Raw genomic sequence first — 12,561 nt, forward strand, 5'->3', positions numbered from 1 at the left:
ACTGGATGAAAGGGGGGCGAAATTTGAACAGACGTTCATTTTTGAAGTGGATGCTTGCCTTTCTTGCTGTACTTGCCGCAAGCTTTGCTTTTATTCCACTGGGAAAATGGCTTCGTACCACATTGAATATTAACGTCCTGAAGGAGAAGCGGAGGGGACGGAACCCGAAATACCTGTCCGGGATGACGGATCGGTTCTGGGTGTATTTGTGATGAGCGATCTGCACGTAAGCCAAGGCTCGGAGGCAGCGAGACATCTTGATTTTTCATTGAAAGATGTGAAGGCGTTGGGAACCCGTTTTGACGGCCTGATTCTAACGGGAGATAATACGGATGGCGGTAGTGAAGAGGACTACAAGGAACTGCAGCGTATTTTGGGCAAATACAAACTTCCTCCAATCCACGCTAATTTGGGCAACCATAACTTTTATGATGTATGGCTGGACAAAGAAGGCAGCTGGAACCGGGAAAACATGCCAAACGGCAAGACGGACAAGATGTCGAGGGAAAGATTCCAGAAGTATTTCCGGACTGACAAACCTTATCATAAAGCGGAACTGAACGGCATTACCTTTTTGATGCTTTCCCAGGAGGTTTACATACAGGAAAAGCCGGAAGTAGGCGAAGGCGCCTGGTACTCTGATGAGCAGATGAATTGGCTGAAAGGGCAAATGAAGCAGCACAAAAACGACAGGCCCATATTCGTAATGACCCATCAGCCCCTACCTCCCAAAGGCCGCGACGGCGGGACGCATCAGCTAATCATGGCCAAAGAATTCAGGGCAATTTTGAAGCCTTACAAGCATGTATTTGTGTTTTGCGGGCATAGGCATCAGGATCTGGAAGGGCCTGCCCAGCATTATGTGAAAGAAACTTTCCATTATTTCCATAATTCCTCTCTCGGGAAAGTCATGAATACCAAATTTGAGGTGGCCGACAAGGAGAAAGCCCAAAGCCTGTATGTACAGGTATTTAAAGATAAGGTGCTCATCCGCGGGCGTGCGCATGATAAGCAAAGCTGGATTGAATCAGCTGAATGGGCCATTCCTATCCAATAAGTAACGAAACTGTAAATAAAGGTGGTATTAACTCATGGGTCCGATCTGATATACTAAGACAATGAGAAAAAATGAAGTATGCCAAACAAGTGAAACGGATTAAGGAAGGACGGAACAATGAGTACACCACTTTCAAAAGAACTTGAAGCTGAGGTCGTCAGAAGGCGCACCTTTGCGATCATCTCCCACCCCGATGCGGGGAAAACTACGCTGACGGAAAAACTGCTGTTATTCGGAGGTGCGATCCGGCTGGCGGGTACCGTAAAGGGGAGAAAAGCGAATAAATTTGCCACTTCAGACTGGATGGAGATTGAAAAACAAAGAGGAATTTCCGTAACTTCCAGTGTAATGCAGTTTGATTATAAAGGTCATAAGGTTAATATTCTGGATACCCCCGGCCACCAGGATTTCAGTGAAGATACTTACCGGACATTAACCGCAGCTGACAGCGCAGTGATGCTGATTGACGTCGCTAAAGGGGTAGAGGCCCAGACGATCAAGCTGTTCCAGGTTTGCCGCATGAGAGGTATCCCTATCTTCACCTTTATTAATAAGCTGGACCGGGAAGGAAGAGACCCGTTCGATTTGCTGGAGGAATTGGAGCAGGTTCTTGGGATTCGTTCCTATCCAATGAACTGGCCGATCGGCTCCGGCAAGCGCTTCTGTGGAGTCTATGACCGCCAGAAGTCCCGTGTCGAGCTATTTCAGGGTGATAATCACGATGAGATTGCAGTTAGGGAAGTGGAAAGTTACACCGATCCGCTAGTAAAAGAAATTGCCGGAGAGCATCTGCATGAACAGCTTTGTCAGGAGCTTGAACTGCTGGATGTCGCAGGTGACCCTTATGATTTTGATAAAGTGATGAAAGGCGAGCTTACACCTGTATTTTTCGGAAGTGCTATCAATAACTTCGGCGTCCAGACTTTCCTGGAAAATTTCCTCCAACTGGCACCTAAACCGGAACCGAGAAAAAGCAGCGTAGGTGTTATTGAGCCTACCCGTGAGAATTTTTCCGGATATATCTTTAAAATTCAGGCTAATATGAATCCGGCACACCGGGACCGCATTGCCTTCCTGCGGATTTGTTCAGGGAAATTCCAGCGGGGAATGTCCGTGAAACATGCGCGTAACGGGAAGGAAATAAAACTTTCCCAACCGCAGCAGTTCCTTGCCCAGGACCGGGATATTGTAGAAGAAGCGTATGCGGGTGATATTATCGGGCTGTTTGACCCGGGGATTTTCCGGATTGGCGATTCCCTCAGCCAAAAGGAAGAGATCGTCTTTGACGAACTTCCGACATTCTCTCCGGAACTGTTCTGCAAGGTTACCGTAAAGAATGCGCTGAAGCACAAGCAATATCAAAAAGGCATTGACCAGCTGACAGAGGAAGGAACTATCCAGGTATTCCATTCTACCGGAGTTTTTGACGAAACAATTCTTGGCGTTGTAGGACAGCTCCAATTCGAAGTATTTGAGCACCGGATGCGTAATGAGTACGGGGTAGATGTTCAGCTTCACTGTCTTACCTTCCAGTTTGCACGCTGGATTGTGGATGAAAATATTGATCCCGGAAAATTCAGGATTAACTCCCAACTGGTTAAGGATAAGAAAGGGAACTATGTCGCTCTGTTTGAAAGCGAATATGCCCTCCGTTCCTCTATGGAGAAAAATCCGACAGCCCAATTTCTCAACAGCGCGCCGTAGGATTAAGACTATAAACTGACCCTTACAGCGGATAAACCCTCTCCTTGTGGAGAAGCGGTTTTCCGCTTTTTTTGGGAGATCAAATAGCGAAGCCGTTTTTTCGAAGAGATTACTGGCGCGAACTAGGGCCCACACAATTAAGTGGAAATCCTAATATGTTAAAATATCCCTGCCGGAAGGTGGTTTCGAAGATGAGGGTAGCCATCGTCGCTCCAGAACAAATTCCCGTCCCTCCTCTATTGGGAGGTTCCGTAGAAATCTGCATTTACGCAATTGCCAAGCGATTAGCAGATCGTCATGCCGTTACCGTCATCAGCCGCAAACACCCCAAGTATCAGTCCGTTTCCCAGGAGGGGAACCTGACCATAAGAAGAGTTCAAGGCAAATCTTATCTGGAGGCTGTGCTGAGGGAACTCAGGACAAGGCCGTTCGATCTTATACAAGTGGATAACAGACCCAAATTTGCGGCTGTCATTAAAGACCAGCTTCCCCATATTCCCGTTTCCCTTTATCTGCACTCCCTAACCTATGTACCTTCATCGGCCCGGCCGGAAGAAGGGAACCGCATCCTTTCCAAACCGGATATCCTTATAGTGAACAGCATTTCCCTTAAACAAGAACTGGTGCAGCGTTGCCCCCTTCTGTACCCTAAAATAGAAAAGGTAGCTCTTGGAGCAGACTTATCCCGTTTCCGGCAGCCTTCCTTTCATGAACAACAAGAAATCCGAAAAGTATACGGACTTGAATCAACCTGCAATGTACTGTTCGTAGGCAGATTAATTCCCCGAAAAGGAATCCCTGTGTTTCTTCAGGCAATCCGGCTGGCCCGCCAGGTTATCCCTGATTTACATGCGGTTATCATTGGCGGGGCCTTGAAATCGGGTTATCAAAGTTTCCTTAGGAAATTGGCAGCCCAGCTTTGTGTTCCCGCGACATTCCTTGGTGTGAAACCGCATAGGGAACTGCACCGGCTGTACTGGCTGGGTGACTGTCTGATCTGTCCTTCCCAGGAACACGAAGCTTTTGGTCTGGTCAATGTTGAGGCTATGGCGTCCGGGCTTCCGGTGATCGCTTCAGCAAATGGAGGGATACAAGAGGTGATTCGCCATCAAAGGACGGGTTTCCTTGTTCACGATTATCATAAACCGGAGGTATTTGCCAAATACATCAGGTTGCTTTATCATCATCCTGCCGCAGCACTGAGAATACGAAATGAGGCCAAACGGATGGTAAACCGGAAATACGGTTGGGAGAATGTTTCTTTTAAACTGAGCCGTCTTTACGAAGAAAGGCTTCAAAGAGGGGAGGTAGAAGTATGAAAACCCCCGTTCGCCGTCATGTTTTGAGCAAATGGGTTAAAACACAGGCGGTTCTGCAAGATGCCAGGGTAAAATCTCATATACCGGAAACATACCCGTTCTGTTACGAAACACTGAAATGGATGCTTCACCGTCATCACATGATCTATGTTAAGCCGGACATAGGAACTTACGGAAACGGGGTTATTAAAGTGGAGTGGAATCCAGGACATCCTGAGCAGCCTTATATATACCATTTGGGGAAAGATTCAAATTCCTGTTTCGATGTGGAGGTTTTATTTGGAGAACTGCTCAATCAGACAGAAAAACGGCGTTACCTAGTCCAAAAAGGGATCCGTCTTCTCAAGTACCAGGATCACCCTTTCGACTTCCGGGTGATGGTACAAATGAATCCGGGGAAGAAATGGGAGACTACAGGAATAATCGGCCGAGTAGCCGAGGAAGGCAAGGTAGTCACTAATGTACACAATGGGGGGCGTCTGGAAACGGTGGAATGTTTGCTTGCGTCTTATCTGGATGCTGCCGGACTTCTGGAGATGATGGAACTGCTGAAGGAAATCGGTGTCTGCTCTGCCAGGGCACTACATTCCCAATACAAGGGTATCCGGGATATAGGGGTCGATATTGCACTGGATCAGGAGCTTTATCCGTGGATCTTGGAGATTAATACATGCCCGGATCCGTATATATTCAGACATTTTGAGGACAAGCGGATTTTCTCCAAGATTATCCGATATAAACGCGCTTTCCGCCGGTAGTCATATAATACCTGGGAGGACCGGTATCCCTTAAGAGACCGGATTCTTCCTTTTCTAACGATTCCTTGCTATCCTTTTGAAACCTACGGAGATATTCTGGCCATTGTGGAGCAAGAATGGGAAAACATGCGGCTGAATAAGACGGGGGGAATTATAGAAAAATCCGAGGGCAACCCCTTTTGCCAGTTTGAAGATGCAGCCGGCTGAGGGCTAATTTTATATTTGCCATAAATTTTCTAGCCCCGGCTGCCTGCAGGAGTCTATTTCAAATGTTCTTCCAATGTATGCACTAATTGCTCATGAAGTTCCGGATTGCCATTTTCCCAAATCACTTCAAAGAGAACACCAAGTCCAGGAAGCACCTGCTCTTGTCCTCCTATGGAATCGTTGATGACTTCTTTTAGTTCTTCTTCCGATTTACCTTTCATACGCTGCATAATTGCTTGTCTTAAAGTCAGTTGAATCGGCATATGAAACCCTCGCTTTGTTGTGTTCTTCTTGTCCTGCTAATTCTAGGATGCGCAGGATTCCCAATTTCATGCCGGATAGGAAATACTAATTTTATAGTGCAATTGTGGTATAATACAAAGAGTTTTGGGAACATGAGAAATAAGGATGGGTGGCTTATGAAAAAACAATATGCCGTCATTGGACTGGGCAGATTCGGCTCCAGCGTGGCCCAGAATTTGACTAAATTCGGTTTTGATGTACTCGCGATAGATCAAAAGGAAAGCCCTGTACAAGAGATGTCATCGGTGGTGACACACGCTATTCAGGCTGATTGTACAGATGAAGAAGCGCTCCGTGCCTTGGGTATCCGCAACTTTGATGTGGTTGTCGTTGCCATTAGCGAAAATATTCAAGCCAGTATATTGACTACTTTAATTCTAAAGGAAATGGGAATTCCCACAATTGTGGTTAAAGCAGTGAATGACCTTCACGGGAGTGTGCTTCGCAAAATCGGAGCGGACAAGGTCATTTACCCGGAACGGGATATGGGGGCCCGCGTAGCACACCATCTTGTATCTCCTAACATTTTGGATTATGTAGAATTATCAGCCAACCACAGTATTGCGGAGTTTCGAGTGAACCATAGAATGATCGGTATAAATTTGAAGGATCTGGATTTGCGTAAACATTTCCGCTGTAATGTCATTGCTATTAAACGCGGGCATAACATGATTATCCCTCCACCAGTTGAGGTACCATTTCAAGAAAATGATATTTTAATTGTGCTGGGGCAAAATGATGACCTTAAGAAATTTGAATTATCTTATTCGGAGTAAATATGCAGAATCCTACTTATGAAATTCGTTCCATTCGTAACCCCAAGGTGAAAGAATGGGCCGGGCTGTTAGACAGAAAAGGCCGTAACAGGCAAGGAAAATTTCTGATAGAAGGCATCCATCTGGTTGAGGAGGCCCTTCATTCAAATGCTCCTGTACAGACGATAGTGTACTCGCTGGAAAAGGAGTTTCCCCATGAACTTTACAAAAAATTCTCCAGTCATGCAGATTGGATCGGGGTAAGCCGGGCCGTTCTTCAAAAATGTTCAGATACGGAAACCCCCAAGGAATCTTTGCTGTAGTCAGAAAGAGTGAACAGTCCCTTGAGTTAATTACAGCAGAGGAATGGGATCTGGTTGTGGTTGTGGACGGTGTTCAGGACCCGGGAAATTTGGGGACCATCATACGCAGTGCTGATGCAGTAGGGGCTTCTGCAATTGTACTCGGGCGGGGAACAGTTGATATCTATAATCCCAAAGCAATCCGTTCTACCATGGGGTCTTTATTCCATCTGCCTGTTATAGAAGCGGATCTTGCAGATCTTCTGCCCAAGGCAGTAAAAGCAGGAATCCAAGTGCTGTGTACGGATCTTAAGGCAGAGAAAAACTGCTATGAAATCGACTTCACTATTCCAACTTGGATAATCGTAGGGAATGAAGGGAAGGGAACTTCCCGGGAAGCCGGGGAATTGGCTACGCAAAGCATGATCATACCCATGAAGGGTCATGCAGAATCCCTGAACGTAGCCATGGCAGCTACTGTATTGTTGTTTGAAGCTTCCCGGCAGCGTATGAAACCGGGAACTTATGTAAAATGCTAACATAACAAATGGAGGCATGCACCTTGTCTAAAATCGCAAAAAACTTAACTGAACTTATTGGAAATACACCATTGCTCGAGCTTTCCGGCTATACAAGCTTCTACGACCTTGAAGCCACAATTGTGGCTAAGCTGGAGTACTTTAACCCTACGGGAAGTGTAAAGGACCGGACCGCTTACGCGCTAATTAAGGATGCGGAGCAACAAGGAAAGTTAAATAAAGATTCCGTTATAATTGAACCGACCAGTGGGAATACCGGAATCGGACTAGCTTTTGCTGCTGCTGCTCTCGGTTATAAACTTATGATTACCCTTCCGGAAACATTTAGTATTGAACGACGCAAGCTGCTGCAGGCATTAGGGGTAGAACTAGTGCTGACTCCGGCATCTGAAGGGATGAGAGGGGCTATCCGCAAAGCAGAGGAGCTTGCCAATTCTATTTCAAATTCGTTTATTCCCCAGCAATTCAGCAATCCCGCGAATCCGGAGGTTCATCGGAACACTACAGCAGAGGAGATCTGGCGCGATACTGGCGGGAAAGTTGACATTTTTGTTGCCGGTGTCGGTACTGGGGGCACCATAACAGGAGTAGGGGAATTTTTGAAGGAGAAAAAATCGTCTGTTCAAATTGTGGGTTTTGAACCTTACGATTCCGCCGTTCTTTCGGGGGGAAAACCGGGCATGCATGCTATCCAGGGAATAGGGGCCGGGTTTGTACCGGAAATTTATAACCCTTCCGTAGTGGATGAAATTATGAAAATCCGCAACGAGGAAGCGTTTGAAACCTCCCGGGAATTGGCCCGAAAAGAAGGCCTTCTGGTGGGGATATCATCCGGTGGAGCCGTATATGCTGCTCGTAAGCTGGCAGAACGTCCGGAGAATAAGGGGAAGACCATCGTTGCCATTCTTCCGGATACAGGAGAACGTTACTTGTCCACACCTCTTTTTCAAGATATCGAATAAATGGAGAAGCCTTGTGGAGTGATATGCTCCCCTTGCGGTAGACAGTTGAAATAATAAAACTGTTTACTGTAAGGAGGAGCATTTTTTCATGTCCCATAAAGCAAAAGTATCAGGATCAGAAAAGATTGCAGCTGTTGAAAAGTATTTACGTGGAGAAGATTCGCTTAATCATTTAGCAGCACTTCTTGATGTACACCATTCATCCGTTAGGCAATGACTTCAGACTTACCAGTCACTAGGCCAAAACGGATTGCTTCAAACATCACAGAATGCATCTTACTCCGCAGAGTTAAAAAGAATAGCTGTCGGGGACTATTTGGCTGGCGGCGGTTCTCACATGGATATATGTAAAAGATATGGCATTAAGTCAACCCGCCAATTGCGCGATTGGATTCTGAAGTATAATGGTCATGAGAAGTTGAACACTTCCGGAACGGGAGGAGTGCCGATCATGACAAAAGGACGAACAACTACTTACGATGAGAGAGTTGAAATCGTCAGATTCTGCATTGAACATCAACACAATTATGCCCAGACAGCTGATAAATTCCAGGTATCCTATCAGCAAGTGTATTCATGGACAAATAAATACTTAACATCTGGTGTGGATGCACTTCAGGACAGACGCGGGAAAAGAAAATCTGAGGATGAGATGTCCGAAGTGGAGAAACTAAGGGCTCAGAATAAGCTGTTACAGGCTGAGAACAGAAGGAAGCAGATGGAGATCGATTTGCTAAAAAAGTTGGACGAGATCGAAAGGAGGCGGTTCTAAGCCAGGTAAGGTATGAAACGATATACCTTGCAATACGCGGGCTCCATGAAACGAAGTCATATCCCATATGTCAATTATGTGATCTTATTGGGATCCAACGTTCATCGTATTATAAATGGATCAACCGGAAAGAAAGCATGAATGAGATCTTTAATAAAGCGTTGCTTCCCATGATTAAAGATGCCTACGAGGAAAAGGATGGCATCCTTGGATATCGCCAGATGACCATTAAACTAAACCGAGAACGCCATTTAACTGTCAATCATAAGCGAATATACAGACTTATGGGCATCCTAGGCCTTAAATCGGTATGCCGCAGGAAGCGAAAAAACTACATCCATTCCACGCCTGAAATTACGGCGGAAAATATCTTGAACAGAGACTTTGAATCCTCTGAGTTCGGTACAAAATGGCTCACAGATGTGACTGAAATGAAGTATGGCAACCAAAACAAGGCTTATCTTAGTGCAATCCTTGATTTATCGGATAAAAGCATTGTTTCTTTTGTGGTGGGGCATTCCAACAACAATGAACTTGTATTTAAAACTTTTGATATCGCCCATATGACTTATCCTGACGCTATACCCCTCTTTCACAGTGACCGGGGTTTCCAATATACATGTAAAATCTTCAAGAAAAAACTAGACGATGCAGGTATGACTCAAAGCATGTCCAGGGTATCAAGATGTATAGATAATGGCCCAATGGAATCATTCTGGGGAATGATGAAATCCGAAATGTATTATCTTCGTAAGTTCTATACATATGAGGAACTGGAAGCAACCGTGATAGAATACATCGATTACTACAATACTCGTCGATACCAGAAAAGACTTAATTGTATGACGCCGTTGGAATATAGGCAATACCTTCTAAGTTCAGCAGCATAGAAAATGGCACCAACCACGGGGATACGGTTAGTGCCACAACTTTTTTTTGTTTTTTACACTGTCTACTTGACAGGGGTCAGTTCAGAGCTAAAAGCCATAAGGCTTTTTGTTTTGAAAAAGATATGTGAATCGATCGCTTGGATGTCCATCCATGAAATGGCTTCTTAGTTATCTGATCATTAGAAAAAAACCTCCACAAATAAAATTAATAGTAGAGAAATCTTTTAGAAATTTCTGTAATATGCTATAAGGATAGGGTTAACTTAAAATGGAATTTTTTATGATGATTGCTTTTTGATAATGGTAGCGCTTTCGTTAAGTGCAGCCAAATAGCAGCAGCAACCGTTCTAACTAAACAAGCAGTGGAGCTGTTGAAAACCACTCCGGTTATAGCTGAGGGACATAACATATTCTTAATCCGGAACAAGCAGTTGAAATGTTGAAACTGGGGGCTTTTGCCGTAGTGGTGGGATCAGCGATAACCAGACCGCAGCTTATAACCCAACGATTTGTTCAAAGCGTCTGGACCTGTATCTCAGGCCAAACATTTTGAAAAGTCGGAAGAAGGGGAATATACCATGGCTAAAGTGATAGGTATAGATATCGGAGGAACTTCTTTAAAAGGGGTTGTGACGGATTCGGAAGGGCATATCTTAGCTGAACATAAACGGGCGACCGATGCGGCAAAAGGCAGGGACGTGATTTTGCAGCACCTGGGTGAATTAATTCAGGTGCTGCTAGATGCGGAGCAGCAGGTGGAAGCAATCGGAATAGGAACCGCCGGAAGAGTCAATTTATACACCGGGGAAGTGGTGTTTGCTACTGATAATCTACCGGGTTGGCAGGGAACTAATTTGGTTGCTTGGGTGACCAGGGAGCACTCTCTTCCTGTTGCCGTAGATAATGATGGCAATACGGCCCTGATTGGGGAAACTTGGCTGGGGGCAGGAAGACAAATGGAAAATGTCATTATGCTGACTTTGGGAACCGGCGTAGGCGGTGCAAATATGTGGAACGGGCGTCTTGTTCGCGGAACCGATTGGAACGGAGGGGAATGGGGGCATGTAATACTCTATCCTGAAGGTCTGCCCTGCAATTGCGGAAAGAAGGGCTGTATTGAACAATATTTATCAGGTACAGCTCTTGTCCGGAGTGCACGGGCCCTTACAGGTAAACCCTATTTAGATGGTGCCGAGTGGATACAGGATGTACGCGGGGGAATCCTGATGCAGTGTATGCGATGGAGCAGTATATAACTCATCTTCTGCTTGTTTTGGAAAATATTCATATGGGTCTTAATCCCGAGGCTGTTATTTTAGGAGGGGGAGTACTGGATTCCAGTGATTATTGGTGGCCGGATTTGCAAAGGGAGATGGAACAACGCGGACTTCATATAACCGTAAAACCAGCGGAACTTGGCAACCGGGCGGGGGCACTGGGAGCAGCTAAACTTGCTTTGGACCTAGTTAGTTATCATGGTTAAAACTGGCCGAATAAGAATAGGGAAGAGTGATTATTCCAGCTCATAACTGTTATGCCCAAAATTCTGAAAAAGGGAGGAGCGTATGCAGCATTATGATGCGAATATCGTTGTTCGGAGGCGGAATAGGAGGGACTATGGCGGCCTTGTCCGCCGCAAAGCAAGGGTTAACTGTGATTTTGAGTTGTAGATTATATTCCGGATAGCCATTATGTAATACCTAAACCGGAGATATACGAGTACTGGAGAGGGTATATTCCCAAGTTGTCTAAATTTCCTATCCTCAGTTGGTATGCCATGGATGCGAGTGACACCAGTAAAATCAAGCGCTTTGAGATGTTTCCTAACGATCAAACGGCTGTTACCGTCTTCACCCAACAGAGTGGAATATTGGGGAATCCGTGGGCCTCCTTGCTTCTTATACCTGGAAACATGGCAGATCTCCTCCGGTTAGGGAAAGTCCGGATCACCTGGCTGATTATCAGGCATTGCTTCGAAAAGAAGGGAAAAGCTGCGTTGGCTGATAATCTTCTTAAATAAATATAATGAGATCGGTTTGAAGAAGAAGTTTGCCCGACTGAGGGTACTTCTTCTTTTTTTACGCCCGTCCGCATAGGCTGATAGTAACGTGATACGAGCCTGGGGGTGTCAACTTGAAGAGGAGAAGGTGGAAAAGCCGTACACCGACAAAGAAGAGCCGCCGTAAGCGGTGGTTTATAGCATTGATCATTGTTGTACTTTTTACAATACAAGCCATGATATTCATTGATCACAACCTGAAACCCCCGCTGATGAACCTGGCCAAGGTCCGAATCAAACAGCTGGCCACCCAATCCATTAACGCCGCTATTACCGACCAGATATCTAAAGGAGGAACTAATTTTGAGAATCTGATTGATTGGAAAACTGACCCGACAGGGAAAGTAAAAGGATTTACACTGAATTATACCGAGCACATGAAAATAACTTCGAACGCTATTAATATTGTTCAGCACCAGTTAAATCAGCTTAAGGAAATTCCGGAGCATATTCCTCTCGGAATGGCTATGGAGAGCCCTATCATAGCGTCATTCGGTCCCGAAATTCCGGTACGCCTTCTTCCTGTGGGAAACGTTAAGGTGGATGTAAACACACGTTATCAGAATGCGGGCATCAATATGATTTTAGTGGAAGTATATATTCGCATTATAGCCGAACTCAGTATCATCATACCTTTTGATTCCGAAGCGGAAATGGTGGAAACGGAACTCCCGATATCCTATTCGCTGGTCGTTGGAGATGTACCCATGTACTATTTTGATAACAAAGGAAATCCTGTTGGGAATACAAAGGAGATTTTACCTCCGAACATTTCCATTCCGAATTTGAATAACCCCAGTAGTTCTAAGGAAAGCAGTTCAGATCAGGAAACAAAAGGCACTTCACTCGGAGGAACGACCATAACTCTCCCTGAAACAGGCAAGCCGAAATAAGGAAGGGAAGAAGCATTTCCCGCCATTTACTTTCTGTAAAA

Annotated in this window: 15 protein-coding genes and 2 pseudogenes; 16 read left to right on the top strand and 1 reads right to left on the bottom strand. The window is 45.3% G+C overall.

The genetic code is table 11. From position 1 onward, the window contains the following. The first annotated feature begins 23 nt into the window (after positions 1 to 23). The 5 genes from BXP28_RS01960 (at position 24) to BXP28_RS01980 (ending at position 4,838) form a co-directional block, all read left to right on the top strand. Entirely contained in the window at positions 24 to 212 is a 189-nt protein-coding gene (locus BXP28_RS01960) for a hypothetical protein (protein WP_036658279.1), read from the top strand. Further along, complete coding sequence (locus BXP28_RS01965) at positions 212 to 1,057, top strand: metallophosphoesterase family protein (RefSeq protein ID WP_023484312.1); 846 nt, start codon at positions 212 to 214, stop codon at positions 1,055 to 1,057. Before BXP28_RS01960 ends, BXP28_RS01965 begins: the two co-directional genes overlap by 1 nt. A gap of 117 nt (positions 1,058 to 1,174) precedes the next feature. Further along, complete coding sequence (locus tag BXP28_RS01970; RefSeq protein ID WP_023484311.1) at positions 1,175 to 2,761, top strand: peptide chain release factor 3; 1,587 nt, start codon at positions 1,175 to 1,177, stop codon at positions 2,759 to 2,761. 191 nt (positions 2,762 to 2,952) lie between these two features. After that, positions 2,953 to 4,080 carry a glycosyltransferase family 4 protein gene (locus tag BXP28_RS01975; protein ID WP_024094900.1) on the top strand — a complete coding sequence of 376 codons (1,128 nt, stop codon included), beginning with the start codon at positions 2,953 to 2,955 and terminating at the stop codon, positions 4,078 to 4,080. Next, a complete protein-coding gene (locus BXP28_RS01980) occupies positions 4,077 to 4,838 on the top strand; it encodes a YheC/YheD family protein (protein WP_023484309.1) in 762 nt (253 codons plus the stop codon). Before BXP28_RS01975 ends, BXP28_RS01980 begins: the two co-directional genes overlap by 4 nt. 260 nt (positions 4,839 to 5,098) lie before the next feature. Here the strand turns inward: BXP28_RS01980 and sspI are convergent, their stop codons facing one another. After that, complete coding sequence (gene sspI / locus BXP28_RS01985; protein WP_023484308.1) at positions 5,099 to 5,308, bottom strand: small acid-soluble spore protein SspI; 210 nt, start codon at positions 5,306 to 5,308, stop codon at positions 5,099 to 5,101. Between the two features lie 156 nt (positions 5,309 to 5,464). Here sspI and BXP28_RS01990 point away from each other — a divergent pair, with 156 nt between their 5' ends. The 11 genes and pseudogenes from BXP28_RS01990 to yunB all read left to right on the top strand — a co-directional run bounded on the left by BXP28_RS01990 (position 5,465) and on the right by yunB (position 12,520). Next, positions 5,465 to 6,124, top strand: coding sequence for a potassium channel family protein (locus tag BXP28_RS01990; RefSeq protein WP_036658557.1), 660 nt, complete (start codon positions 5,465 to 5,467; stop codon positions 6,122 to 6,124). Between the two features lie 2 nt (positions 6,125 to 6,126). Further along, positions 6,127 to 6,944: pseudogene (locus tag BXP28_RS01995) on the top strand (TrmH family RNA methyltransferase). A gap of 23 nt (positions 6,945 to 6,967) precedes the next feature. Further along, positions 6,968 to 7,906 (top strand): cysteine synthase A, encoded by a 939-nt coding sequence (gene cysK, locus BXP28_RS02000; RefSeq protein ID WP_036658282.1) that lies wholly within the window; start codon positions 6,968 to 6,970, stop codon positions 7,904 to 7,906. A gap of 88 nt (positions 7,907 to 7,994) precedes the next feature. Next, complete coding sequence (locus tag BXP28_RS23765) at positions 7,995 to 8,123, top strand: hypothetical protein (protein WP_257125652.1); 129 nt, start codon at positions 7,995 to 7,997, stop codon at positions 8,121 to 8,123. 33 nt (positions 8,124 to 8,156) lie between these two features. Further along, entirely contained in the window at positions 8,157 to 8,678 is a 522-nt protein-coding gene (locus tag BXP28_RS02005) for a helix-turn-helix domain-containing protein (RefSeq protein WP_202973273.1), read from the top strand. A gap of 65 nt (positions 8,679 to 8,743) precedes the next feature. Further along, a complete protein-coding gene (locus BXP28_RS02010; RefSeq protein ID WP_237087291.1) occupies positions 8,744 to 9,568 on the top strand; it encodes an IS3 family transposase in 825 nt (274 codons plus the stop codon). A gap of 406 nt (positions 9,569 to 9,974) precedes the next feature. Continuing rightward, a pseudogene (locus tag BXP28_RS23770) lies at positions 9,975 to 10,121 on the top strand (hypothetical protein); the annotation flags it as partial. A 25-nt stretch (positions 10,122 to 10,146) separates the two neighbouring features. Further along, complete coding sequence (locus BXP28_RS02020) at positions 10,147 to 10,824, top strand: ROK family protein (RefSeq protein WP_313778968.1); 678 nt, start codon at positions 10,147 to 10,149, stop codon at positions 10,822 to 10,824. Beyond that, on the top strand, positions 10,809 to 11,051 hold the full coding sequence (locus BXP28_RS24865) for an ROK family protein (RefSeq protein WP_250638165.1): 243 nt from the start codon (positions 10,809 to 10,811) through the stop codon (positions 11,049 to 11,051). The genes BXP28_RS02020 and BXP28_RS24865 overlap by 16 nt, the downstream gene beginning before the upstream one ends. A gap of 261 nt (positions 11,052 to 11,312) precedes the next feature. After that, positions 11,313 to 11,588: a hypothetical protein gene (locus BXP28_RS02025; RefSeq protein WP_036658287.1), complete on the top strand. Its 276-nt coding sequence runs from the start codon at positions 11,313 to 11,315 to the stop codon at positions 11,586 to 11,588. Between the two features lie 113 nt (positions 11,589 to 11,701). Then, the gene (gene yunB / locus BXP28_RS02030; RefSeq protein ID WP_046655359.1) at positions 11,702 to 12,520 is read left to right on the top strand and encodes a sporulation protein YunB; all 819 of its coding nucleotides are present in this window, start codon (positions 11,702 to 11,704) and stop codon (positions 12,518 to 12,520) included. The last annotated feature ends 41 nt before the right edge of the window (positions 12,521 to 12,561 follow it).

This window comes from Paenibacillus larvae subsp. larvae (genome assembly GCF_002003265.1).
GTDB classification, from domain to species: Bacteria; Bacillota; Bacilli; order Paenibacillales; family NBRC-103111; genus Paenibacillus_H; species Paenibacillus_H larvae.

What these genes read in the sequence shown, in the direction of transcription:
- BXP28_RS23765 (WP_257125652.1), top strand. Translation starts at nt 7,995, where the DNA reads ATGTCCCATAAAGCAAAAGTATCAGGATCAGAAAAGATTGCAGCTGTT.
- BXP28_RS01975 (WP_024094900.1), top strand. Translation starts at nt 2,953, where the DNA reads ATGAGGGTAGCCATCGTCGCTCCAGAACAAATTCCCGTCCCTCCTCTA.
- BXP28_RS02020 (WP_313778968.1), top strand. Translation starts at nt 10,147, where the DNA reads ATGGCTAAAGTGATAGGTATAGATATCGGAGGAACTTCTTTAAAAGGG.
- BXP28_RS24865 (WP_250638165.1), top strand. Translation starts at nt 10,809, where the DNA reads ATGGAGCAGTATATAACTCATCTTCTGCTTGTTTTGGAAAATATTCAT.
- sspI (WP_023484308.1), bottom strand. Translation starts at nt 5,308, where the DNA reads ATGCCGATTCAACTGACTTTAAGACAAGCAATTATGCAGCGTATGAAA.
- BXP28_RS01980 (WP_023484309.1), top strand. Translation starts at nt 4,077, where the DNA reads ATGAAAACCCCCGTTCGCCGTCATGTTTTGAGCAAATGGGTTAAAACA.
- BXP28_RS01965 (WP_023484312.1), top strand. Translation starts at nt 212, where the DNA reads ATGAGCGATCTGCACGTAAGCCAAGGCTCGGAGGCAGCGAGACATCTT.
- BXP28_RS01990 (WP_036658557.1), top strand. Translation starts at nt 5,465, where the DNA reads ATGAAAAAACAATATGCCGTCATTGGACTGGGCAGATTCGGCTCCAGC.
- BXP28_RS01970 (WP_023484311.1), top strand. Translation starts at nt 1,175, where the DNA reads ATGAGTACACCACTTTCAAAAGAACTTGAAGCTGAGGTCGTCAGAAGG.